Source organism: Streptomyces sp. NPDC030222, from assembly GCF_055573115.1.
In genome coordinates this window covers 168598-192788 of sequence record NZ_JBVICA010000012.1, presented here as the reverse complement: position 1 = coordinate 192788, position 24191 = coordinate 168598, and the positions used below count along the sequence as shown (strand labels likewise).

Here is a 24191-nt window from a genome sequence, read left to right as displayed (position 1 = left end):
TTTCGGTTCGGCCGGCCCGTGCGAGGGCGCTGCGCCGTGCGCGGCGAGGACCGCACGGGCCGGACAGGTGGGAAGGTCCGGTCGAAGGGAGGCCGGGACGGCCAAGATGTCAGTCGAGGAAGTACAGGGAGACGGGTTCCCGTGACGCGACGCAGCCGACCGCGCCGAGGTCCGGGGACGCCCAGTCCGTGAGGTACCAGCCGCGCCAGATCCGCGGTGTCCGCGCGGTGAGCAGCGCGGAGGTGGAGGAAGGGGCGGCGGCGGGGACGGCGGAACCGGGAGACACGGCGTCGGTCGGAGCCGGCCCGGTGGACGCGGACCAGGCGGACGTGGACCCGGCGGCCCCGGATCCGGTCGGTGCGGACCCGGCGGCGCCGGATGCGGGCCCCGTGGAGGTGATGACGCCCTCCCCCGTCACCGGAAGCTCCAGCCGGCTGAAGTCGTCCATCGTCGTGACGCCCACCTTGACCAGGGATTCCTTGCGGACCCACTGCCGCAGGAAGGCGTACCCGGGCCGCGGGTGCGCCCGCAGCGCGGCCAGTTCGGCGGGGGTCGAGGCGTGCTCGACGAGCGCCCAGTCGGGCGGCCCGTCGGGGACGGTCTCCACGTCGACGCCGACCGGCCGGGGGCCCGCGGCCGCCGCGACCCAGCCACGGGCGTGCGAGAAGCTCAGCCGGACACCCGGTTCCTCGACCAGGGAGGGACGTCCGTGCGGGCGGTCGCAGGAACCGCAGCTCTGGACGACGGTGAGCGCGTCGGCGGGCACGCCGAGCAGCCGCGCCGCGCAGAGCCTGGCCAGGGCGTGGGCTGCCACGAAGTCGTCCCGGTCCTCGGCCCGCCGGAAGGCGTCGGCACGCTGCCTCTCCACGGGCGTCAGCAGAGCGCGGGCGTCCCCCGCCGCGGCCAGCGCGGCGGGGGAACGCCCTGCGAGCATGATGGTCATCAGCGGCTACTGTAACGCCGCTCCGGACGCAGCACCGCGTAGTAGCCGGGCAGGAGCAGGGCCGCTTCGTCGGACTCGGGGTCGATGGCGTGCAGTTCGACCGCGGCGTCCGTGACGAGCTCCCACTGGGCCTCCGGGAAGGCCTTCTTCAGCTCGGGCCGGGTGAAGTGGTGCGAGTGGCGCACACCCGCCGCCTCCAGCGGCGCGACGAGGTTCTCGGTGCGTCCCTTCTTGCCGCCGACGAACCCGAGATAGCCGAAGGAGCTGGCGGAGTAGTCCGGTTCATGGATGATCAGGACTCCGTCCTCGCCCAGCAGCCGGGCGGCGACACCGGCGAGGCGCGCCCGGGCCGCGTCGTCGAGGACGTGCAGGACGCCCCGTACGAAGATGTTGTACGGGCCGCGGCGCAGCCGGCGGGACTGCTCGACGTCGGTCATGTCCAGGGCCAGGTAGTCGACGCCGTCGATGCCCTCCGCCTCCCGGCGGGCGTGCTCGATCGCGCTGGCGGACACGTCGACACCGGTGACGTGCGGGAAGTACGGAGCGAGCTCACGGCTGTAGCGGCCGTTGCCGCAGCCGAGGTCGATGACCGGAAGGGCCACGTTGAAGTGCCGCTTGGCCTGGGCGAGGAGCCACTCGAACTCCTCGCCGCTGTCGGCGTCCCAGATGACGTCGCCGCCGCGGCCGGTGCGGTCGATGCCGGCCCAGTAGCGCTCCCAGGCGTCGCCGGTGTCGCGTGCCTCGGCCTCCGGGGCGTCGGCGGACGCTTCCCCGGGGGGTGCCGACGGGCGTTCCCAGGCCTCGTCGTCGTCGAGCGAGTCCAGCAGCGCGCAGAACGCGTCGAACATCGACTCGATGAGGCCGTCGGGGTAGACGGAGGGCAGGAAGTCCCAGTTGAAGGTGAGTCCCTGGGGCTTCTCGAAGACCTGGAAGTCCAGTGAGACCTGCGGGGTCTGGGAGATCCCGTAGACCGGTGCACCGAGTCCGGTCTCCTCGTACTGCGGCGGGTGGCCGGCGAGACTGGTCATGACGACGGGCATCGCGGGGGCGAGGCTGCCGCGCAGCTTGGTGAGTTCGCGCAGCACCTGCACGCCGCTGAAGTAGCGGTGCTCCAGGTCGGCCCACAGCCGGCGCTGGAGGTCCCGGGCGCGGCCGGCGAAGGTGCCGGCCTTCTGCTCGACGGCGAGCAGCAGCGTGGTCGTGGTGTCCGCGAGCAGCTGGTTGACCTGGGGGTGCAGCGGAATCCGGTTGAACAGCGGGAAGTTGATGCAGAAGCGCGGCTCCCCGCTGAAGGTGCCGAGGATCTCGGCGAAGGCCGCGGCCAGCACGCCTGACGGGGTGACCTCGCGTTCGTTGGCGCGCTGCTGGATGCGGGCCCAGCGGGCGTTGTCCACGACGTGGGTGCGGCGCTCGAACCGTACGGGCAGTTCGGGTGCGTCGGCGGGCCGTTCGGGCAGTGCCGGTGCGGGGGGCAGGGTGGCGAGCCGGTCCCGCCAGTACCACTCGGAACGGCGGTAGAGCTCGCTGTCGCGGAGGGTGGCGGAGGTGGCGAGGACGTAGTCGCGGAACGTCAGCTCGAGCGGGGCGAGCCGGGCGTCCGGGTCGGCGTAGAGGGTGACCAGGTCGGGGACGAGCACCTGGAAGTAGCTCCATGCGTCGGCGACCAGGAAGTCCAGGCACAGGTGGATGCGGGCCCGCCGCCCGCCGCCCTGGCCCGGGGGCAGCGCGGTGATGCGCACGTCGAAGAGCGGCCAGCGGTCGGCGTCGAGCACCTGGTGGGACAACTCCTCGCGCAGGCTCAGCAGTTCCTCGTCGGCCCGCTCCTGGTCGAGTCCGGAGAGGTCGCGGACCGGGATCTCGTACGCCGGGAGCTCCCGGAGCACCTGCTGGGTGCCGTCGGGGCGGATCACGGTCCGCAGGGCGTCATGGCGTTCGACGAGCCGGCGCCAGGCCCGTTCGAAGCGGGATACGTCGAGGTCCTGGCTCTCCCATTCGAAGTAGCCGTGGCAACCGACGTTGCCGAGCTCGACGAGTGATCCCCGGCCGATCCACAGGGCCTGCTGGCTCTCGGTGAGCGGGAAGGGTTCGAATCGGGACGCGGGGTCCGGGACGATCGCCGGCAGTCCGCCGAAGTCGCCGCCGCCGGTGGCGCGTTCGCTGGTGAGGAGGGAGGCGAGCTCGGCGACGGTGGGGCACCGTGACAGGTCGGACAGGCTCAGCTCGACCGCGTAGCCGCGCCGGATCTCGTCGATGAGCCGGAAGGCGAGCAGTGAGTGGCCGCCGAGCTCGAAGAAGTTGTCGTGGATCCCGATGCCCTGGGCCTCGGAACGGAACGCGGTGGCCCACATCCGGGTGAGGGCGTCCTCGACCTCGTTGCGCGGGGCCTCGTAGCCGGTGCTGACGGCTTCGCGTGCCTCCGGCGGTTCGGGGAGCCGCTGCCGGTCGACCTTGCCGTTGGCCAGCCTGGGCAGGGCGTCGAGGACGACGACGGTGCCCGGGACCATGTAGTAGGGCAGGGTGCGGGCGACCTCGGAGCGTATGGTGCCCGGCTCGGGGGTGGCGCCCTCGGCGGGTGAGACGTAGGCGATGAGCCTCTTGTCGCCGGGGCCGCGCTCCTGGGTGACGACCACCGCCTCGGCGATTCCGGTGAGGCGGGCCACATGGGTCTCGACCTCCCCGAGTTCCACGCGGAATCCGCGGATCTTGACCTGGGAGTCGGAGCGGCCGAGGAGTTCGATCGCCCCGTCCTCGCGCTGCCGGGCCAGGTCGCCGGTGTCGTAGAGCACCGGGTGGGGGTCGTCGGGCACCGGGTTGGCGCGGAACCTGGCGGCGCTGAGCTCGGGGCGGCCGTGGTAGCCGGCGGCGACCCCGGCGCCGGAGACGTGGAGGCGTCCGACGGTGCCGGCCTCGACGGGCTTGTCGTTCTCGTCGAGGAGGTGGGCGCGGAGGTTGGCGATGGGCACGCCGACCGGCACCGGACGGCTGGCCCGGACGTCCTCGGGCGTGGCGGCGCTGGTGAAGTCGATGCCGGCGCCGAGGTCGAGGCAGGACAGCACATTGGTGGTCTCGGTGGTGCCGTAGGTCATGACCACCCGGAACGGGCTGTCGGCCGGCGGCCAGCTGTGGACCCGCTCCGCCGTGGTGACGATGATCCGCAGCTCGGTGTCCTGCGGCCAGTCCAGGGCCCAGACGGGCTCGGCGAGGGCGGCGACCAGCATGGTGTGGGTGATGCGCCGGCGGACGAGCCAGTCACGGATCTGCTCCGGCGTCTGCGCCTCCCCGGCCTCCGGGATGTGGACCGCCGCGCCGAGGGGCAGGTACGGCAGCCACTCCATGATCTGGACGGCGAAGCCGGGGGTGGACAGCCAGGAGGCGCGGTCGCCGGGACGCACCCCGTACGCGCGTTCGGTCCAGTGGACCAGGTTCGTCAGGGCGCCGTGCCGCTCCAGCACGGCCTTGGGGGTGCCGGTGGAGCCGGAGGTGTAGATGAGGTGGCTGATGGTGTCGGCGCCGGTGGGTATGCCGGTCGGGGCGTCGGAGTGGCCGTCCCCGGTGCCGGAGACCTCGGCGTGCGGCACTCCGGAGGGGATGCGGGCGGCCAGGGCGTCCGGGGCGAGGACGAGCAGGGGGGCCGCGTCCTCGATCATGGCGGCGAGCCGGTCGTCAGGGTTGACCGGGTCGAGGGCGACGATGGCGGCGCCGGTCTTGAGGACGGCGAGGGAGCCGACGACGTAGTCGGCGCTGCGGGGGTAGCACAGTCCGATGCGCAGGCCGGGGCCCGCGCCACGGGCGACGAGGGCGTTGGCGAGCCGGTTGGTCCCGGCCTCCAGTTCGGCGTACGTCAGGGCGCGGTCGCCGTGGACGAGGGCGGGGGCGTGCGGGGTGCGGGCGGCCTGTGCCGCCAGCAGTTCGGGGTATCCGGTGGTGGGGAAGGCCGCCTCGGTGCGGTTGAAGTCGGCGAGCGCGATGGTCACAGCACGGTCCTTTCGGCGACTCGGCTGCGCAGCAGCCGCACCGGGAGGCTCTTGATCCCCCAAGTGAAATTGGACGAGTTGAAGACGGCGGGGCCGGTGAGCTCGAAGCCGTCGAGCAGGGCGAGCAGCTCGGTGAGCAGCGCACCGAGCTCGAAGCGCGCCAGGCGGGCGCCGAGGCAGAGGTGGCGGCCGTGGCCGAACGCGACGTGGCGGTTGGGACGGCGGTCCACGCGGAAGGAGTGCGGATCGGTGAAGAGGTCCTCGTCGCGGTTGGCGGAGACGTTCCACAGGGTGACCCGGTCGCCCGCGGCGATCGGTGTCCCGTTGATCTCGGTGTCGCGGGTGGCGGTGCGCAGGGCGTGGACGCCCGGGGTGGTCCAGCGCAGGATCTCCTCGACGGCGGGGGCGATGCCGCGGGGGCCGCTCTGCTGGAGCCAGGCCCACTGTTCGGGGTGCTGCGCGAACATGTTGACGGCGCCGGCGGCGGAGTAGCGGGTGGTCTCGTTGGCGCCGGAGAGCACGCCGTTGCAGTTGAAGACGATCTCCTCGTCGGTGAGCGGGCGGTGCGCTCCGTCGCCCTCGTCGACGAGGGTGTCGTGGGCGATCTGGCTGACCAGGTCGTCGCCGGGGTGGGCCCGGCGCTGGTGGAGGAGCTCGATGAAGTAGAGGAAGATCTCCGAGTGGGCGTTGCTGCGCTCCTCCTCGTCGTCGGAGTCGAAGGCGTCGGTGGTGAGCGCGCCGATCCACGACCAGTCGGCGCGCGGGATGCCCATGAGGGCGCAGACGACGCGGTTGGGGAGCTGTTTGGCCAGCTCGATGAAGTCGAACTCCTCCCATTCGGTGGCTTCCAGGGCGAGTTCGGCGACCACCTGCTCGACGAGGGCTTCGATGCGCGGCATCCGGTCGGGGCCGAAGGCCTGGTGCAGGGCTCGCTTGAGGCGGGTGTGGTGGGGAGCGTCGGAGACGATCAGCATGCGCTGGGACACCGCGGCGACGGCGGCGGGGTCGCTGCCCAGCCGCATGCCCTGCGCGGAACTGAAGGTGTCGCTGTCGGCGTAGACGCGCATGATGTCGCGGTGCTTGCTGAGCGCCCAGAAGCCGTCTCCGCCGGGCTCGGGATGCCAGTGCACCGGGTCGTTGGCACGCAGCCAGGTGAACACCGGCCAGAAGTCGTTGCGGGCGAAGGGTCCCGGGTCGAGCAGGTCAATGTGCATGGCGGACTCCTCCTCCGAGGGGGGTGACCGTGAGCAGCAGTTCGGTGAGCTGGTGCAGCAGGGGGTCGGGCCGGCGCAGCACGGCGTGGTGGCCGCCGGTGGTGCGGTGCCGCCGGAAGTCGGCCTCGGTCACGGCGGCCCAGCCGTCGAGCTCCTCGGAGGTGACGGTCTCGTCGCCGTCCGAGCCCCAGGCGTGCACGGGGATCCGGAGGGGGGCGCCGGGGACGTGCCGGTAGGTCGCGGAGAGGCGGGCGTCCTTGAGGAGCATCGCGACCATGAGGTCGCGGGTCTCCTCGTCGAGGACCGCCGGGTCCATGCCGCCGGTGTCGAAGAGCTTGTCGAGTTCGGCGTCGTCGGCGTCGCCGTCGAGGAGGCCCCGGGTGGCCTCCTCCCAGTACCGGGGCGGCCGGCAGGCACTGATCACCAGCGCCTTCGGGGTGATGCGGCGGGCGAGTTCGTAGCCGATGAGTCCGCCGAAGCTGTGCCCGTACACGACGAGGGGGCGGGTCCGGCCGGTCCTGGCGACGAGTTCGGCGGCAATGGCGTCGACGGCCTCGTCGAAGGTGTCGGGCATCGGCTCGGTCCACCGGTTCTCCCGGCCGGGCAGCTGGACGCCGAGGACCTGGGCGGTGCCGGCGAGCCGCTGCTGCCAGACCCGGAACTGCTGGCAGCCGGCCCCCGCGGGGGGCAGGCACAGCAGCAGCGGCAGGCTTTCCTCGGCGGGTCCGCCGGTGGGCCAGCCGATGATCCAGTCGCCCATGGTCAGGCTCCCTTCGCGACCGGCATGCGGTCGAGCTCGGCGGCGAGCGCCCCGGCGCTGGGGTTCGCCAGCAGCTGCGCCAGCGTCACCCGCAGGCCGGTGCGCCGGCGCAGTTCGGAGACCACGCGGGCGGCGAGCAGGGAGTGTCCGCCGAGCTCGAAGAAGTCGACCGCGGGGTCGGTGACTTCGCGGTCCAGCAGTTCGCTCCACAGGTCCAGCACCTCGCGTTCGCGCGCGGTGAGGCCGGCCGGTGCGGGGGTGCCGGACGCCGGGCCGTGGGAACCGTTGAGCTGCCGGGCGAGTGCGGCGCGGTCGGTCTTGCCGGTGTGCAGCACGGGCAGCCGTTCCACGGCGTGCAGGGTGCGCGGTACCGCGGCCTCGGGCAGCAGTTCGGTGCAGCGTTCCCGGATCCGGGCGAGGAGGGGCGTGGTGTCGGCGCCGGGCACCGCGACGACGGCCAGGCCGAGGGCGTCCCCGGACGGCAGCGGGCAGCAGGCGGCCGCGGCCACTTCGGGCAGGGCGGCGGCGATGCGTTCCACCTCGCCGAGTTCGATGCGGTGGCCGCGGACCTTGACCTGGTCGTCGGCGCGGCCGCGGTACTCGAGTTCCCCGCCGGGGAGTTCCACGACGAGGTCGCCGGTGCGGTACATCCGCCGGCCGTCGCCTAGGAACGGGTCGAGCGGGAAGCGCCCGGCGGTCAGGTCGGGCTGGTTCCGGTAGCCGCGGGCGACCGCCGGGCCTCCGATGCAGAGTTCACCGGGGGTGCCGGGCTCCACGGGCCGCAGTTCCTCGTCCAGGACGTGGGCGGTGTAGCCGGGCAGCGGCCGGCCGATGGTCCGCACGTCGTCGCCGCGGGCGCTGTCGGCCCAGGTGGCGGCGATGGTCGCCTCGGTCGGCCCGTACACGTTGAGGAACCGCCGTCCGGCGGCGAACCGTTCGGCGAGAGCCGGCGGGCAGGGCTCGCCGGCCACCACGATCACCTCGGGGTCGCCCAGGGCGTCACCGTGCGCGGCGAGCAGGGAGGGCGTGAGGGAGACGGTGCGCAGCCCCGCCGGCAGCGGGTCGCGGCCTTCGGCGGCGGCCTTCCTCAGGCCGTCGATGGAGAGGTCGACGAGGGCCAGGCCCTGCCCGCTGACGAGGTAGAGCAGGGAGCACCACAGCCAGCCGTCGAAGGCCGGGGAGACGGCGTTGAGACCGAATCCGCCGGGCGTGAGGCCCAGTTCCCGGAGTGCGCCGGTGAAGGTTTCCAGGTTGCGGTAGGTGACCTCGACGCCCTTGGGACGGCCGGTGGTGCCCGAGGTGTAGATGATGTAGGCGCAGTCGTCGGGCTCAGGGGTGGTCACGGCCTGGTCCGACGCGTCGGACGGTGCGGGGGTGGCGGGGTCGACCACGGCGAGGCCCGTGGGGTCGAAGCCGTCGGGGAGCCGGGTGGCAACCAGGATCTCCGCGTCGGCGTCGTGCAGGGCGTGGTGGATGCGCTCCGCGGGGTGTCCCGTGTCGAGGGGGACGGCGACCGCACCGAGCCACCACACGGCGAGCAGTGCGGGCAGGCTGTCCCGGGACCTGCCGAGGAGCAGCCCGACGGCCGTGCCCCGGCGGGTTCCGGCCGCTGTGAGCACGGCGGCCAGTTCCCCGGTACGGGCGCCCAGCGCCGCGAAGTCGTACGTCCCGTCCGGCGCGCTCACGGCCGGTTCGCCGGGACGCTCCCGGACCCAGCGGTCCAGGGCGTCGAGCACCAGCGGCAGCACGGCCGGGGTGCCCAGTGTGGGGTGCGTGGTCATCGGGTCCTCCCCGCGGGGGCGTCGGTCGGTTGCGGGCGCGGGGCACCGCGCCCGGCGGTGGCGCACACGCGGACGTTGCCGCGTTGCCGGGGGCCGCGGGAATACGCGGCCGGTCGGGACGGGCCTTCGGCGGAGGCGGACCGCTCAGGCGGGCTGCCGTGGGTGCCTGCCCCGCCGGTGCGGGCGCCGGGGGCCCGACGGGCGGCCGGCCGGCTCCGGAGGTGCTGCCGCGTCATCGGGTGCCCCCGGCCTGCCCGGTGGAGCGCAGCCGCGGGCCGACGACCTGGTCGGACGACGGCTGCGGCAGCTGCATGGACTTGGTCTCCAGGAAGCCGTCCAGTCCGGCGGCACCGCACTCGCGGCCGATCCCGGACTGCTTGAAGCCGCCGAACGGCGCGGCCGGGTTGAACTGGCCGCCGTTGATGTCGACCAGGCCGGTGCGGAAGCGGCGGGCGGCACGCTCGGCGCGGGCCGCGTCGGCGGACCAGACCGCACCGTGCAGTCCGTAACGCGTGTCGTTGACGATGCGCAGCGCCTCGTCCTCGGTGTCGTAGGGGATGACGCAGAGCACGGGGCCGAAGATCTCCTCCTGGGCGATGCTGCTGCACGGGTCGACGTCGGCGAAGATCGTGGGCCGTACGAAATAGCCGGTCTCCAGTCCGGCGGGGCGTCCGGGCCCCCCGGTCACGAGCCGGGCGCCTTCCTCGATGCCGCGCTCGATGTGGGCGGTGACGCGCCGGTGGGCGGCGGCGGACACGAGCGGGCCGAGGTCGGTGCCGGGATCGCGGGGGTCGCCCGTGACGTAGCCGGACATGGCCTCCCGGGCGATGCCGAGGGCTTCCTCCTGGCGGTCGCGGGGCACCAGCAGCCGGCTCCACTGCAGGCAGGTCTGGCCGGTGTTGAACAGCACCTGGTCGACCGTGGCACGGACCGCGGCGGCCAGGTCGGCGTCGTCGAGGACCAGGCTGGCGTTCTTCCCGCCGAGTTCCAGGTGGACCCGTTTGACGGTGGGGGCCCCGAGCGCCGCGACGGCTCGTCCGGCCCGGGTGGAGCCGGTGAGCGAGACGAGGTCGACGGCGGGATGGGCGGCCAGTGCGGCCCCCACCGTGTCGCCCTCGCCCACCACCATGTTGTGCACCCCCGCGGGGACCCCGGCCGCGTCCATGACTTCGGCGAGCAGCCGGGCGTGCAGCGGGGTGATCTCGCTGGGCTTGTGCACCACGGTGCAGCCGGCGGCGAGCGCGGGCAGGATCTTCTGGACGGTCAGCAGCAGCGGCACGTTCCACGGCGTGATGCACGCGGCCACCCCGGACGGTTCACGGACCACGAGGGAGTGTCCGACACGCTCCTCGAACACGAAGGCGTCGAGGACGTCGGCGCAGTGGGCCGCGGTGCCGAGGGCGAGTCCGACATGGGTGCGCTGCACCAGGCCGACGGGGGCACCGACCTCGGCGGTGATCAGCCCGGCGAACTCGCCCGCCCGCTTGTCCAGTTCGGCGACCACCCTGCGCAGAATGGCTGAACGTTCCCGTACCGGGGTCGCCGACCAGCGCGGGAACGCGGCGGCGGCAGCGCGGACGGCGAAGTCCGCGTCCCGGGCGGTGCCCGCGGGCACCGTCGCGAGGATCCGCTCGGTGCTGGGGTCGGTCACCACGAGGTGTTCGGTGGCGTCCGACTCCCTCCAGCCGCCGTCGATCCACTGGTCGGTCCACCGGTCGTGTAGGGGTGGCTCGGCCCCGGTCGGGGCCGGCGCACCGGGCTCGGACGAGACGGTCTGCTCGGTCTGCACGGTCACGGTCGGGTCCTCACTAACTGGCGATCGGGACAGGGGTGTTGGTGGTGCACCCGCCGCGGTCCGGGTCCGTACGGACACGGTCCCGCCCCACGGAAGGCCGGGCGACGGCGGTCGGCGCCGGGGCCTTGGGGCCGGTACGGGACGCGCCCGGCGGTGCGGCGGCCCGCGGGCCGGGAGAGGTGGCCGCCCGGCCGCCCGGGGAGAGGGGCGCCGGTGGCTGCGAACGGGTACGGACCGGAACCCCGGCGCCCGCGGCGGCCACACGGGCGGCGGCCGGTCCACCCGCCGCGGCATGCTCCAGGTGCCTCGGTGCCGTACGGGACGGGACCCGGTCGCCGTCCGACGCAGCCGCTCGCGGCGTGGCCGCCCGGTGCGTTTCCGCCGCTGCCGCACGGCCGGAAGACGCCGCGGGTGACGGGGGCGTCCGGCCCGGCCCGGCCGGTGAGGGGGAACGACCGGCCCGAGTCGCAGCCGCGCGCGACCCCGCGGGTCGGGCCGCCGCCACGGGCGTCGCGGCCCTCGGCCCGGGGCGGAAGGGCGTACGGGCTTCGCCGCGCGGCCCGGCCGTGGCGGACAAGGGGGTGCCCATGGGCGGGACGGCCGTGGTGGTGATCCGAGGCGCCCGGGAGGTTGCGGCGGGGACGGCGGGCGCGGCGGCCCGCACGGCCGGACGGGACGGGAGCCGGGTGCCGCGCAGCGCAGCCGTGCGCGATCCCGCCGGCCCGGCCAGGGAGGCGGCCCGCGTCCCGGCCCTCGGCACGGTGCGGGAGGGGAATCCACCGCCGCCGAGTCCGCTGCCACCGATGGCAACGCCGCCGATGGCACCGCCGCCGAATCCGCTGCCCCCGCGCACCGCGTCCGTCGCGGCAGGGGGCGGGAGTAGCGCGTGCAGCAGGCGGTCGGTCTCCGGGGCGGGTTCGACGGCCAGTTCCTTACGCAGCCGGGTGGCGCAGAGCTCGTACCAGCTGCGGACCCGTGCGAGTTCTCCGCGACGGCCGTGGGCGGCCATCAGGGTCCGGTAGGTCTCCTCGTGGTGCCGGTCGATCTCCAGGGTGCGTCGGCAGATGTCGATCAGGTCGGCGAAGTCGTCGCGGGCGGCGGCGTCCGCGCGGAGTACCGCGAGTGCCCTGAGCGCGAGCGACTTGAGGTACTCGCGCTGTTCGACGACCCAGTCGGCGGTCTCTCCCTGGAGGAAGTCGCCGCGGTACAACTCCAATGCTGCGCGGAGTCGTTCGGGCCCCTCACTCGAATCGGCCGAGTCGGCGGACGATGTGCGCAGGCCCTGCTGGACCAGCTCCTGGAAGCGGTCCACGTCCGACCAGGGCTCGGCGATGTCGAGGACGTAGCCGAAGTCTCGGTAGTGCAGGCGGATTCCGGCCTCGTCGGGGCGGTCGGGATGGGCGGGCAGCACCCGGCGCAGGGCGTGCGCCGCGACCTTCAGCGAGCTGCGCCCCGTGGACCAGGGCGAGTCGGGCCACAGGGCGGCGTAGAGCCGTTCCCGGGTCAGCGTCTGGCCCCGGTGCATCGCCAGGTACTGGAAGAGGTTGCGCGCCTTCCCCGCCCGCCACCGCTCCACCGGGCAGCCACCCACGGTCACGGAGAAGGAGCCGAGGAAGCGGATCTCCACGGTCTGCCGCGTCCCATCATTCATGCACGTCAGCGTGGGGTGGCGGTCTATGGGCGTTCTACATGTCCCGGACGTGGCACGTGTAGGCGCGATATAGAACAGATTTCCACACTTTGGTCGACCCAGCTGTCACCCCGGAGAGAGGGCCGGCACATGAACAGCAACGACGCGCGGATCCGGAAGGTCGTCATCCTCGGTGGCGGCACCGCGGGATGGATGACCGCCGCCTATCTCGGCAAGGCGCTCCAAGGCACGGTCGACATCACGGTGCTGGAGGCTCCGACCATCCCCCGCATCGGCGTCGGCGAGGCCACCGTGCCGAACCTGCAGCGCACCTTCTTCGACTACCTCGGCATCAGCGAGGACGAATGGATGCGCGAGTGCAACGCCAGCTTCAAGATGGCCGTGCGCTTCGTCAACTGGCGGACGGAGGGCCGCGGCGAGGCGACGGCGCGCGAGCTGCCCAACGGCGGACCGGACCACTTCTACCACCCGTTCGGGCTGCTTCCCGACTACGACCGGACGCCGCTGTCGCACTACTGGTTCAAGCGCAAGTACGAGGGACGGACGACCGAGCCCTTCGACTACGCGTGCTTCCGCGAGCCTCCGGTGATGGACGCCCACAAGGCGCCCCGCTGGCTGGACGGCCGGCCGGCGACCCGGTACGCGTGGCACTTCGACGCGCAGCTCGTCGCCGACTTCCTGCGCCGCTTCTCCATCGAGAAGCAGAACGTGAACCACGTGCAGGACGAGATGGTGCGGGTCGAGCAGGACGCCCGCGGTCACGTCACCGCTCTGCACACCAAGGGCGGCCGGGTGCTGGACGCCGACCTGTTCGTCGACTGCTCCGGCTTCCGCGGCCTGCTGATCAACAAGGCGCTGGAAGAGCCGTTCATCGACATGAGCGACCATCTGCTGTGCGACAGCGCGGTCGCCACCGCCGTTCCGCACGACGACGAGAAGAACGGCATCGAGCCGTACACCTCGGCCATCGCCATGTCCTCGGGCTGGGCCTGGAAGATCCCCATGCTGGGGCGCTTCGGCAGCGGCTACGTGTACTCGAGCAGGTTCGCCGACCAGGACGAGGCCACGCAGGAGTTCTCCGACCTGTGGGGGCTCGACCCCGAGAAGACCAAGTTCAACCACATCCGCTTCCGCGTGGGCCGCAACCGGCGCGCATGGGTGAACAACGTGGTGAGCATCGGCCTGTCGTCCTGCTTCCTGGAGCCGCTGGAGTCGACCGGCATCTACTTCATCACCGCCGCGATCTACCAGCTGGCCAAGCACTTCCCGGACCGTACCTTCAACGCCGGCCTCGTCGACAGCTTCAACCGTGAGATCGAGGCCATGTTCGACGACACCCGGGACTTCATCCAGGCGCACTTCTTCTACGCACCGCGCAACGACACGCCGTTCTGGCAGGCCAACAAGGAGCTGACCCTGCCGCAGAACATCCAGGAGAAGATCGCCGCGTACCGGGCCGGCCTGCCGATCAACTCGCCGATCACCGACGAGTCGACGTACTACGGCAACTTCGAGGCCGAGTTCCGGAACTTCTGGACCAACGGCAGCTACTACTGCATCTTCAGCGGCCTCGGGCTGCAGCCGGACGCCCCGCTGCCGTCACTGCAGCACAAGCCCGAGTCGGTGGCCGGTGCCGAGCCCCTGTTCGAGACGGTCAAGCGTCAGCAGCAGCACCTGCTGGAGACGCTTCCCAGCGCATACGACTACCTGCGCCGTCTGCACGGCGCCTGATCCGGGCCCGACGGCGGCCGGAACCCGCTTCCGGCCGCCGCGGCGCGTGCCGCGCCATGCGGCATCCCTCAGCCGACAGGAGTCAGACATGCCCACCTCAGTCCCGGCCCCGGTGTCCGAAAGTGCCGGGGAAGCGGACATCCGTCCCTTGATGGCGTCCTTCCCCACCGGTGTCTCCGTGGTCACCGCGCTGGGCGCGGACGCCGCACCCATCGGTATGACCTGCAGTTCCCTGGCCAGCGTCGCCCTGTCGCCACCGACCCTCGTGGTCTGCCTGCGCACGGCCGGCCCGACCCTCGAAGCCGTCATGGCCTCGGGCCAGTTCGCGGTCAACCTGCTGCACGAAGCGGCGCGGGCCACCTCGGACCTGTTCGCCTCCGGAGCCGCCGACCGCTTCGGCCGGACGGAGTGGCGGCTGCCGCTCGGTGCCGGCGGTCCCCATCTGACGAGCGCGGCCCATGCGATCGCGGACTGCGTCGTCGTCCGGACCCTGCCCGTCGGCGACCACACGGCCGTGTTCGGCGAGGTCCGCGCAGTCACCTCGCCGGACGCCACGGCGAAGCCCTTGCTGTACGGACAACGGCGGTACGCCCGCTGGTCCGACGCGGTCTCCCCCGCCCGGGACCAAGTGCCGTGCGCCGCGCAGGAGGCACCACGCGTCGTCGCCGAGGGAGCCGTCCATGGCGTCCACTGATGCGCTTCCCGCGATCCTGGTCGCGGTCCCGGCGGTCATCCTGGCCTGCCGGGCCGGGGCCGCACTGTGCCGGCGGATCGGCCAGCCACCCGTCGTCGGCGAGATCGCCACCGGTATCCTGCTCGGGCCGTCGCTGCTGGGCTGGCTCTGGCCGGACGCGCAGCACTGGCTGTTCCCCGCCGAGGTGACGCCGTTCACCGGTGCACTGGGCCAACTGGGCCTGCTGGCCTTCATGTTCCTCGTCGGCCTGGAGCTGGACCTCGGGGCGCTGCGCGGCAACAGCCGGGTCGCCGTCGCCGTCAGCCAGACCAGTATCGCCCTGCCCCTGGTTCTCGGCGGGCTGCTGGCCCTGCTGATGTACGAGTCGTTCGCCCCGGACGGCGTGGGCCGGACGGCGTTCGTCCTGTTCATCGCGGTGTCGATGAGCATCACCGCGTTCCCGGTGCTGGCCAGGATCCTCACCGACCGCGGGATGTACGGCACCCCCACCGGCGCGCTGGCCATGGCCTGCGCGGCGATCGACGATGTGACCGCCTGGTGTCTGCTCACCGTGGTGGTGGCGGTCAGCGGAAGCAGTTCGCCGATGGAGGCGCTGACCACCGCTGCGCTCACCGCGGGCTTCGTCGCGCTGATGCTGGGGGTGGTGCGTCCGCTGCTCGCCCGGGGGGCCGGCCGGGCGGCCGGGGCCGGCGAACAGACGGTGCTCGTCGTACTGTTCAGCGGCCTGTGCCTGTCCGCGCTGGTCACCGACCGCATCGGGGTGCACGCACTGTTCGGGGCGTTCCTGTTCGGTGTGGTGACGCCGCGCGACTCCCAGGTGGTCGAGCGGTCCGCCGCGCGGCTGCGGGCGGTCGCCGTCCCGGTCCTGCTGCCGCTGTTCTTCGTGCACACCGGGCTGCGCACCGACTTCGGGCTGCTCAGCGGGTCGGCACAGCACTGGCTGTGGGCCGTGGTCGTACTGGCGGTTGCCGTGGTGGGCAAGTGGGGCGGCGGCGCGATCGCGGCACGCGTCGCGGGACAGTCGTGGCGCGAGGCACTGGCCATCGGCTCCCTGATGAACTGCCGCGGCCTGACCGAACTCGTCGTCCTGAACATCGGGTTCGAGCTCGGCGTGATCGGTCCCGAGCTGTTCGCCATGCTCGTCCTCATGGCTCTGGTGACCACCGCGGTCACCTCGCCCGCGTTGTCCCGGCTGCACCGGCCGCCGGCCGCCCCACGGACGGAGGACGACCTCGACCGGCCCCGGGCCATGGCGGGCTGATGGCCGCGGGAGGCGAACCCGGTCCGAGAGCACGCCGCGCCGCGACGACTGCAGACCAGGCACGAGGGGGTGAACCGGGCACCGTGCACGAGACCCCGGCGTCCGCGCTGCTCGGCGACACCGCGATGACCGTGTTCCGCCTCAACGGCCAGTTGCTGTCGGTCGCCGAGCAGCTGGCCGGGCCCACCGGCCTCACTGCGGCGTGGTGGCAGGTGCTGGGCGCCGTCCTGCACGAACCGATGCCCGTGGCCGGTGTGGCACGGGTGATGGGCGTCACGCGGCAGAGCGTCCAGCGCATCGCCGACCTCCTGGTCGACCGAGGACTGGCGGCGTACGAACCGAATCCCGCCCACCGCCGCGCCAAGCTGCTCGCGGTGACCGAGGAAGGGCGGGAGGCGGTCGAGAAGATCACTCCGAAGCACGCCGAGTTCGCCGCGCGGCTGCAGCAGCGCCTGGGCGGCGCCGCTCGTTTCCGCGAAACCCTGGCCGTCCTGGAGCAGCTGTCCGAGGCGCTCGCGGCATTCGACCCGGAGCCCTGAGCCCGGGCCGCCCCGGCGGAGGGCCGCACACGGCCGGTCCCCGCACCGCGGAGCGGGGCGAGGACCGGTGGAACGGTGGGACGTGGTGTCCCGGTGGTTCAGCGCCGACGCAGGCCTCGAGGCATTCCCAGAGCCGCTGTGGCGAGGGCGAGACACACCATCACGATGCCGGCGATGAGATTGCTGGTGATCGTGGCGGCGGTGTCCACGTTCCCGGCCACGACCCAGGGTGCGATGATCGTCCATACGGCGATCCCCAGGGCCGCCCAGCTCATGCCGTGCGTCCGTTCGAAAGCGGTGCCGAGTCCGCCTGCCAGGCAGGCGAAGGCGATACCGCAGATCAGGTTGTTGACGGCGAGGGTCGACAGACCGTTGAAGCCTACGATCCACGGTGAGGCCGCGAGGTACAGGCCGGTCAGTACCCCGAGCCCCTCCAGAGCCTGACCCGACGGCCTGGACGTAGCCCACTGTGAACGCGCGTGCAACGCGACGATGTCCGGGTGGTCCTCGATCGCGTGCGTTGGCGACGTGGTCACGTCCACCACCTCCTTCAGTGTCGACGGTGGCGGCGTAATTGCTCCCACATTCACTCATATTCCCCTTATGTAGCCTTTATGGCTAGAGGGGAGGGCACCCCAGCGACGGGGCGACGACACTCGGCAGGAAAGGAGCGCCGACATGTCGGACGAGGCGCGCGGCGACGACGTGTACCAACCCACTCATTCGGACGCGCAGAACCCCCCTGTCGACGACCTCGACCTCGAGAACGTGGTGGACGAACGGAACCTCGACGAGATCCTGGACGAGGGGTACTCCCCACCGGAGCGGCCGCTCGCCGTCGAGCGGTTCGGCACCACCGGGGAGGAACAGCTGCGCGGGGAGACGCTGGACCAGCGGCTGGCCCAGGAGACCCCGGACGTCGCGCCGCTGGAGGGCGATGGCATCGGTGACCTTCCGGGCTCGGAGGGGGAGCCCCTGGACCGGCAGGTCGGCGACGCCCGTACCGGCCGGCTGGCGCCCGAGGTGGACTTTCCGGACCGCGCGGTCGACTGCGTAGCCCACGACGTGGGCGTCGACGGCGGTGCCGCGTCCGCCGAGGAGGCGGCCATGCACACGATTCCCGACGAGGAGGAGCCGCTGGACGGCGAGGAGTGACGGACGCTCCGGCCGACGGAGGCGTTTGCACCGGCGATCCTGAGGTAGCCGCAGAAATAACCGAACGGACCGTTCCACCGGTCGAGGAGCTGATGAGCATGGCAGCCAAGGGCAAGAAGATCCACGGCAAGGCCCAGGAAGCGATGGGCGCGGCCAAGGAGAAAGCCGGGGAGATGACCGGCGATCAGCAACTGCGCGCCAAGGGCGCGGCCGACCAGGTGCAGGGCAAGGCCAAGCAGGCCGCAGGGGCCGCGGAAGACGCCCTGCGGGACCTGGACGACCGTACGAAGGGCCGGGACCGGTAGCACCCGGAACCGGTGACGTGCGTCCCTGCCACCCGGGCCTGCGGAATCCCCGCGCCGCCCGGCCCTGCGGAATCTCCGCGGGGGACCGACTGCCGGCCACCCCGGCGCACCGAGCACACACGGCGGACCCGGGCGGAGGGCAGCCCCCTTCGCCGGGCCCGTCACGCCGTTCCGGGAGGGGTCGCATCTGCGAATCGGACCCCAGAGCCGGCGGGAGCGGAACGCTGAGGCCTTGCAGCGGTCAGAGGACGGCGAGAGGGGTGACCGGGGAGCCGGTGCCGCCTGGGATGTTGAGCGGCGCCACCATCAGCAGAAACGCATGGCGGCCGGCTTCGGCGCAGGCGGCGGAGAGCGCTTCCAGGTCGAGATTGTCCAGGAGCGGGACCCCCATGGCGTTGATGGCCAGCACGTGGACGGGCGAGTGCACACCTTCCACCGGGGAGGGCCGCACGTCGCTGTCGCCGTCGCTGCCGAGCAGGATGATGCCGCGTTCGGCCAGCAGACGTACGGCGTCCACGTGAAAGCCCGCGCTCGCCACGTCCGGATCCCAGGCGCCCAGTTCACGGCGGCGACGGACGTGTCCGGAGCGCAGCAGCACCGCGTCGCCCTCGCTGATCGTCACCCCCAGCGCCTCCTCGACGGCAACGATGTCCCCGGCGTGGACCGCCTGTCCGGGTTCCAGCCAGTCCGTCTCCAGCCTGGCCGGCAGATCGAGGAGCACGCCTCTGGTGACCAGGCCGCCGAGAGCCGGGACGGCGCCGAAGCGGGCGCCTCGGCTGTCCACGACCTCGCTCGCACGGCGACCGTCGTAGAGCGTCCCCCGGTATGCGATGTGGGACAGTGCGTCCAGATGGCTGACGGCCTTGCCATGGAAGTCGGTGGCGATGAAGTCCGTGTAGGCAGCCGGTTCCCCGCGCTCCCCGTCTCCGAGGCGTGACATGTAGTGCAGGGCCGGTCTGTCGTTGTCCACGGCAGGCACGGTGTTCCAGGGAAGCGCCATCGAAACGACCACTCCGGACCGAACCAGCGCCGTGGCCCGCCGCACGTGGTCGGGAGTCATCCTGGACCAGGCACCGCGGTCGGCCGGTTCCCAACGACCCCATGTCTGGACCTGTCCGAACAGTTTGTCGAACTCCGCACGCGAGACTGCGGGCCCATTCGCGGGACCGTCCGCCGGGAGGACCGGGACATCGGTGTGGTCGCGAGTCATCTGCTTTCACACTCCAGGATCGGCGGAACGGCACCGCATCCGGACGAACCGGAAGACGCGCGAGGAAGCCCGACGGACGCGCCCGCGTTCCCCGAGACCGTCCCGCGCCGGACGCCCCCGACGGGGCGGTCCACACCCGGATTCGGCTTCTGGCAGCAGCAGGCAGTACCAGTACCGCTCCTTCACCATGGTGCCGCAATGCCCACTCCAGGTCCTGCCTGTCCCGGTCAGCGTCGGCGACCGGTGGGGGCGGTCGGGCAACGGCTGCCCGAGCTCCCGTTCCAACCGGCGGCTCCAAGGCTCGAGCCGGGCCGGACCAGACCAGGTGCCGGCGGGCGGCTGCACGGGGTGAAGCCGCCCCCTTCGACGACGGTGACGTGGTTCGCGGCCGGCCGAACTCCATAAGCGGTCATGCTGGATGACAGCAGAGCTGTCTATTGGATTTATGGATCCGTCGCCCGCAGGCTTGATCACATGGAGAACACGACGGGGCGCCGGGACGAACAGGCCGACATCGAGGCGGACGTCAAGGCCGCCAGGGCGGCTCTGCGCCGAGGAAATGGACTGGCCCTACGGCACCGGGGCTCCCTTGAACCGCGCCGTCCAGGACCTCCTGCTGCCGGCCTTCGGCCGCAGGCTCCCGCCGGGCCGCTCCACCGGCCGGTGACGCCCATGCGCACCCGACTGCTCCGGGCACTCGCGTTGTTCTCCACCGGCCTGCTCGCCGGCGCCTTCGGCTACGGCGCCGCCAACCTGGTCCCCACGTTCAACGCCGTGCCGATCGAGATGAGACTCGACTTCCACACCGCTTTGATGACGATGAACGGCATCACCATGCAAGGCACGATGGCGGTCTCGGCCCTCAGCGCCTTCGCCCTGGCCGCCTCGGAGCGCGGCCGACACCGTATCCTCGCCGGCGCAGCGGGACTCCTGGCTGTCGCGTCCTTCCTCATCACGCGGTTCGGAAACGTCCCCATCAACGGCCGCATCAAACAATGGGCCGCCACCGCGCCACCGGCGGACCACTCGGAAGTCCTGCGTCGCTGGGAGCTGTTCAACGATCTGCGCACCCTGACTGCCGCAATCGCCTTCGGGCTCCTCACCCTCCTCACCCTTGCGGGGGCTCCCACGGAGCCCCGTCGAGGCCGTCCGGGCAGCGACTGACCCTCGCACGTCCTCACCGTGGTCGTCCACGAGACCGTGGTCGTCCACGAGAAGATCACGCATCGGGCACGCCACCGGACAGTGACGACTGACGAGGAGACGCAGCCACCATGACCCGAGGGCGGCGCGCTCATCCGGCACTGGCGCGAGGAGCTCACGGCGGGGACCCGGGGCCGCTGACCGAGCACAGCCGTCCCGCCGACCCGGGGAGTTGTCCGTCCGGGCCATCCACCGCGCTCGGTCACACTACTTGCGACTGAGCGCGGCATCTGTCCCACGAGCACTGGATCCGTCGTGCCGCGCATGTGAATTGGCCGGTCAGGACGCCGCGCCTCCGTGGCTTCGCCGGCCGCCCCCGTCAGCCGGATCCGCGGACAGCCTTGCCGGAGGCCGAGCCGGTCGCCGTACCGGCCGCGGACCGGCGGCCGGAACCGCGGCCGCCCGAGCCGGGGGCACCGCCCGTGGCCCTGCCGGATCCCGCCCGGCGGGCAGAACCGCGCCCGCCGCTTGCGGAGGAGCCACCGGACTCCGTCACCCCGGCCGCGGCCCGCCGGTCCGAGCCCCGGCTCTCCGTCCTGGCGGCAGCGCCTGTCGCCGCTTTGGCCCCGCCGCCGTTTCGGCGTCGGCGGCCGGATCGCCCGCCGGGCCCGGTGTCGGTCCTCCGGTCCGGGCGGGACGCCGTCGGTGTCGCCGGCTGGGGGACCTCGATGGTGACGGCCACGCCGGAAGGCTCGCGGGCGCCGGTGATGGTGGCCAGTTCCGCGTCGCTCGACTTGATGCGAGCCGTCCGGGGCCGGATACCCGCGTCCGACATGAGCCGGGTGACGTCCCGTTTCTGGTCGGGCAGGACCAGCGTGACCACGCTGCCGGAACCGCCGGCGCGGGCCGTGCGACCGCCCCGGTGGAGGTAGTCCTTGTGGTCGGTCGGGGGATCGACGTTCACCACGAGGTCGAGGTCGTCGATGTGTATGCCCCGGGCCGCGACGTTCGTCGCCACCAGCGCGGTGACCTGGCCGGTCTTGAACTGTTCCAGGGTACGGTTCCGTTGCGGCTGGGAGCGGCCTCCGTGCAGTGCCGCCGCGCGGACACCGACGCTCAGGAGCCGCTTGGCGAGCCGGTCAGCGGATCTCTTGGTGTCGAGGAAGAGGATGACCCGGCCGTCACGGGCCGCGATGCGCGCGGTGACGGCCTTCTTGTCGGTCTCGTCCAGGACGTGGAGCACGTGATGCTCCATGGTGGTCACCGCCCCCGCGGACGGGTCCACGGAGTGCACCACGGGGTCGGTCAGGAACCGCTGCACCAAGCGGTCGATGTTGGCGTCCAGGGTGGCCGAGAAGAGCATGCGCTGTCCGTCGGGCCGTACTTGCCGGATCAGCTTGGTGATCTGCGGCAGGAAACCCATGTCGGTCATCTGGTCGGCTTCGTCCAGCACCGTGATGCGTACGCTGTCGAGCACGCAGTCCCCGCGTTCCACGAGGTCGTTGAGCCTGCCGGGACTCGCCACGACCACCTCCGCGCCGCGCCGGAGCACAGCGGCCTGCTTGGTGATGGACAGCCCGCCGACCACGGTGGCCAGCCGGAGGTTCACCGCCGTCGCGTAGGGGGTCAGCGCGTCCGCCACCTGCTGGGCGAGTTCACGGGTCGGCACCAGCACGAGGGCGAGAGGTGCCTTGGGCTCCGCGCGCAGTCCCGCGGTACGGGCCAGGAGCGCCAGCCCGAACGCGAGGGTCTTGCCGGAGCCGGTGCGTCCCCGTCCCAGCAGGTCACGACCGGCGAGCGAGTTGGGCAGGGTGGCGGCCTGGATGGGGAACGGGGTGGTCACGCCTTGCGCGGAGAGGGTCTTCAGCAGCCCCGCAGGCATGTCCAGACCGGCGAAGTCCTCGACGGCGGGAAGCGCGGGTGTCGTGCTTTCCGGCAGCCGGAACTCCCTCGGCGACGACGCGGACGGTGGGGACGACGAGGCACGTCGGTTCGACTTCTGGGACCTGCGGGACATGCAGTGATCTGCCTTCCTGGGAACAGCACAAACCGAGGTCCGCACCATGACGGTGCGGACCCCGGTGAGCGGATACGCGTCCGGAGATCAGGCGGGGACGATGTTCTCCGCCTGCGGGCCCTTCTGGCCCTGCGTGACGTCGAAGGAGACCCGCTGGCCCTCCTGCAGCTCACGGAAGCCCTGGGTCGCGATGTTCGAGTAGTGCGCGAAGACGTCGGGACCGCCACCGTCCTGCGCGATGAAGCCGAAACCCTTTTCGGCGTTGAACCACTTCACGGTTCCCTGTGCCATGACCTTCTCCTTCTGTAGGCAGAGGCCCCATCCGGAGATGCCGGAAAACAAATAATGCGCCTGAAGGAGAAACATTCCCGTCAGGCGCACATAGGTTCATGGGTACCACAACTGCAACACCGAGACCGTAGCACAGTTCGGCGGCCCGTGACCCGATCGTCGTGGCGCGCGCCGGGGTTCCGCAGAGCCCGTCGATGGTCGTGGCGTTCGCATGGCCCCCGCCTTCACCCACGGTCCGGAGCCCTTGGAAATAGACTGGACCGTCCGGCACACCGCGCGATCCACTGTGAGCCGCCCGGTGCGTGTGTGCCGAGCAGCCCGGCAGCCGAGGAGAACCGCAGCAGTGACCGAGACCCGCGACACAGCGTCCCCCGCCCATGCCCGCCCCCTTGCGGAGGCCGGGACGGGACCGGACCCCGCGTCGCGCGACGGGCTCGTGGCGGACTGCGGGAACTGCTTCGGCCTCTGCTGTGTGGCCCTGCCGTTCGCCGCCACCGCGGACTTCGCCTTCGACAAGGACGCGGGCAGGCCCTGCCGGAATCTCCTGGCCGACTTCAGCTGCGGCATCCACACCCGGCTCCGGCAGGAGGGCTTCCGGGGCTGCACGGTCTTCGACTGCTTCGGTGCCGGGCAGAAGGTCTCCCAGCGGACGTTCGGCGGCCGTGACTGGCGTCGGGCACCGGACACCGCGCGGCGGATGTTCGACGTCTTCCCGGTGGTACGGCAGCTCCACGAACTGCTCTGGTACCTGTCCGAGGCGCTGACGCTCGCCGCCGCCCGTCCGCTCCACGGCGAGATACGGCGGGCCCTCGCGGCGACCGAGGGTCTCACCGAGATCGACCCCGACGCACTCGCGGGTCTGGACGTGCCGGCGGTACGGGGCGAGGTGGCGGGCCTGCTGCGCCGTACGAGCGAACTGGCGCGGGCGGCCGCTCCCCGGGGGCGCGGGAGGAAGGGCCGTCGCACCGCTCACCCGGGAGCCGACCTGATCGGCGCGGACCTCACCGGAGCCGACCTCCGGGGCGCCGATCTGCGGGGGGCGTATCTGATCGCCGCTGCGCTGGCCGGAGCGGACCTGCGGGGTGCGGATCTGATCGGGGCCGACCTCCGGGACGCGGACCTGTCCGGCGCGGACCTCACGGGCGCCCTGTTCCTCACCCAGTCCCAGCTCAACGCCGCGAAGGGCGACGTCGCGACGAGGATCCCGGCCGCGCTGTCCCGCCCGGGGCACTGGGCGGGATAGGGGGCGTCGGGTGGATCAGGGTCGGACAGCCCGGGTCGTCTGGTCCCGTGGATTGCAAGGCGGAGGATGAGGGTCCGCCGAAGGCAAGGGGAGGCAGGGAGAGGCAGGGGGAGAGTCCATGCGGAGCATCGGCGACCGACGACAACGCCGCGAGCCGCGGTGCCGGGCGGGCCGGGCCCGGCCGTGATCCACCGGACGCCCCCCTAACCCGTTCCCCCGGCGCGTCGCTGGGACGGATGGTCCGGTGTGGCGGCAACACTGTCGCCATGACGACTCCCCAGGCGTACCTCGAAGGCGGACCGGACGATCTGCACGCACGGATCGTCCCGATCGTTCCTCCGGGCCGGGAACTGAAGATCCCGCACCGCGGCGGATACGAGCATTTCAAGGTGACCCCTCGGCATCAGGAGACCGAGCAGGGCCGGCTGCCGGTGTACGAGTGGTTCGAGCGGACCGAGATCGCCGAATAGCAGGCGCCGGGGGC

General features: G+C 72.2%; 20 protein-coding genes. 9 read left to right on the top strand and 11 right to left on the bottom strand.

Annotated elements, in window-relative coordinates; all coding sequences use genetic code 11:
• Window positions 1–109 precede the first annotated feature (109 nt).
• The 7 genes from ACZ4Z5_RS19355 to ACZ4Z5_RS19325 form a co-directional block, all read right to left on the bottom strand.
• Window positions 110–943: a 4'-phosphopantetheinyl transferase family protein gene (locus ACZ4Z5_RS19355; protein ID WP_468264251.1), complete on the bottom strand. Its 834-nt coding sequence runs from the start codon at window positions 941–943 to the stop codon at window positions 110–112.
• Window positions 943–4917 (bottom strand): amino acid adenylation domain-containing protein, encoded by a 3975-nt coding sequence (locus ACZ4Z5_RS19350; protein ID WP_468264248.1) that lies wholly within the window; start codon window positions 4915–4917, stop codon window positions 943–945. Before ACZ4Z5_RS19350 ends, ACZ4Z5_RS19355 begins: the two co-directional genes overlap by 1 nt.
• Window positions 4914–6131 carry a cytochrome P450 gene (locus ACZ4Z5_RS19345; RefSeq protein WP_468264245.1) on the bottom strand — a complete coding sequence of 406 codons (1218 nt, stop codon included), beginning with the start codon at window positions 6129–6131 and terminating at the stop codon, window positions 4914–4916. The genes ACZ4Z5_RS19350 and ACZ4Z5_RS19345 overlap by 4 nt, the downstream gene beginning before the upstream one ends.
• Window positions 6121–6891, bottom strand: coding sequence for a thioesterase II family protein (locus ACZ4Z5_RS19340; protein WP_468264243.1), 771 nt, complete (start codon window positions 6889–6891; stop codon window positions 6121–6123). Before ACZ4Z5_RS19340 ends, ACZ4Z5_RS19345 begins: the two co-directional genes overlap by 11 nt.
• A gap of 2 nt (window positions 6892–6893) precedes the next feature.
• The gene (locus ACZ4Z5_RS19335; RefSeq protein ID WP_468264239.1) at window positions 6894–8672 is read right to left on the bottom strand and encodes a non-ribosomal peptide synthetase; all 1779 of its coding nucleotides are present in this window, start codon (window positions 8670–8672) and stop codon (window positions 6894–6896) included.
• A gap of 232 nt (window positions 8673–8904) precedes the next feature.
• Window positions 8905–10368, bottom strand: coding sequence for an aldehyde dehydrogenase family protein (locus ACZ4Z5_RS19330; RefSeq protein ID WP_468264359.1), 1464 nt, complete (start codon window positions 10366–10368; stop codon window positions 8905–8907).
• A gap of 112 nt (window positions 10369–10480) precedes the next feature.
• On the bottom strand, window positions 10481–12118 hold the full coding sequence (locus ACZ4Z5_RS19325; protein WP_468264236.1) for an AfsR/SARP family transcriptional regulator: 1638 nt from the start codon (window positions 12116–12118) through the stop codon (window positions 10481–10483).
• A 129-nt stretch (window positions 12119–12247) separates the two neighbouring features.
• On the opposite strand from ACZ4Z5_RS19325, the gene ACZ4Z5_RS19320 reads away from it, so the two are divergent.
• The 4 genes from ACZ4Z5_RS19320 to ACZ4Z5_RS19305 all read left to right on the top strand — a co-directional run bounded on the left by ACZ4Z5_RS19320 (window position 12248) and on the right by ACZ4Z5_RS19305 (window position 16343).
• Window positions 12248–13849, top strand: coding sequence for a tryptophan halogenase family protein (locus ACZ4Z5_RS19320; protein ID WP_468264233.1), 1602 nt, complete (start codon window positions 12248–12250; stop codon window positions 13847–13849).
• An 88-nt stretch (window positions 13850–13937) separates the two neighbouring features.
• Window positions 13938–14543, top strand: coding sequence for a flavin reductase family protein (locus ACZ4Z5_RS19315; protein ID WP_468264230.1), 606 nt, complete (start codon window positions 13938–13940; stop codon window positions 14541–14543).
• The gene (locus ACZ4Z5_RS19310) at window positions 14530–15804 is read left to right on the top strand and encodes a cation:proton antiporter (RefSeq protein WP_468264227.1); all 1275 of its coding nucleotides are present in this window, start codon (window positions 14530–14532) and stop codon (window positions 15802–15804) included. Before ACZ4Z5_RS19315 ends, ACZ4Z5_RS19310 begins: the two co-directional genes overlap by 14 nt.
• A gap of 125 nt (window positions 15805–15929) precedes the next feature.
• Window positions 15930–16343 (top strand): MarR family winged helix-turn-helix transcriptional regulator, encoded by a 414-nt coding sequence (locus ACZ4Z5_RS19305; RefSeq protein ID WP_468264357.1) that lies wholly within the window; start codon window positions 15930–15932, stop codon window positions 16341–16343.
• Window positions 16344–16441: 98 nt separating this feature from the next.
• On the opposite strand, the gene ACZ4Z5_RS19300 is transcribed toward ACZ4Z5_RS19305, so the two are convergent.
• Window positions 16442–16879: an SPW repeat protein gene (locus tag ACZ4Z5_RS19300; RefSeq protein ID WP_468264225.1), complete on the bottom strand. Its 438-nt coding sequence runs from the start codon at window positions 16877–16879 to the stop codon at window positions 16442–16444.
• 142 nt (window positions 16880–17021) lie between these two features.
• Between ACZ4Z5_RS19300 and ACZ4Z5_RS19295 the strand changes: the two genes are divergently transcribed.
• Window positions 17022–17498 (top strand): DUF5709 domain-containing protein, encoded by a 477-nt coding sequence (locus tag ACZ4Z5_RS19295; RefSeq protein ID WP_468264222.1) that lies wholly within the window; start codon window positions 17022–17024, stop codon window positions 17496–17498.
• A 92-nt stretch (window positions 17499–17590) separates the two neighbouring features.
• Complete coding sequence (locus ACZ4Z5_RS19290; RefSeq protein WP_468264219.1) at window positions 17591–17803, top strand: CsbD family protein; 213 nt, start codon at window positions 17591–17593, stop codon at window positions 17801–17803.
• A 241-nt stretch (window positions 17804–18044) separates the two neighbouring features.
• On the opposite strand, the gene ACZ4Z5_RS19285 is transcribed toward ACZ4Z5_RS19290, so the two are convergent.
• Window positions 18045–19013: a cyclase family protein gene (locus tag ACZ4Z5_RS19285; protein ID WP_468264216.1), complete on the bottom strand. Its 969-nt coding sequence runs from the start codon at window positions 19011–19013 to the stop codon at window positions 18045–18047.
• A 474-nt stretch (window positions 19014–19487) separates the two neighbouring features.
• Between ACZ4Z5_RS19285 and ACZ4Z5_RS19280 the strand changes: the two genes are divergently transcribed.
• The gene (locus tag ACZ4Z5_RS19280) at window positions 19488–20177 is read left to right on the top strand and encodes an anthrone oxygenase family protein (protein WP_468264214.1); all 690 of its coding nucleotides are present in this window, start codon (window positions 19488–19490) and stop codon (window positions 20175–20177) included.
• A 358-nt stretch (window positions 20178–20535) separates the two neighbouring features.
• Here ACZ4Z5_RS19280 and ACZ4Z5_RS19275 read toward each other — a convergent pair whose 3' ends face one another.
• Entirely contained in the window at window positions 20536–22173 is a 1638-nt protein-coding gene (locus ACZ4Z5_RS19275; protein WP_468264211.1) for a DEAD/DEAH box helicase, read from the bottom strand.
• A gap of 87 nt (window positions 22174–22260) precedes the next feature.
• Window positions 22261–22464, bottom strand: coding sequence for a cold-shock protein (locus tag ACZ4Z5_RS19270; RefSeq protein WP_031161015.1), 204 nt, complete (start codon window positions 22462–22464; stop codon window positions 22261–22263).
• A 343-nt stretch (window positions 22465–22807) separates the two neighbouring features.
• On the opposite strand from ACZ4Z5_RS19270, the gene ACZ4Z5_RS19265 reads away from it, so the two are divergent.
• Window positions 22808–23707, top strand: coding sequence for a pentapeptide repeat-containing protein (locus ACZ4Z5_RS19265; protein ID WP_468264208.1), 900 nt, complete (start codon window positions 22808–22810; stop codon window positions 23705–23707).
• A 266-nt stretch (window positions 23708–23973) separates the two neighbouring features.
• A complete protein-coding gene (locus ACZ4Z5_RS19260) occupies window positions 23974–24177 on the top strand; it encodes a DUF5988 family protein (RefSeq protein ID WP_468264205.1) in 204 nt (67 codons plus the stop codon).
• The last annotated feature ends 14 nt before the right edge of the window (window positions 24178–24191 follow it).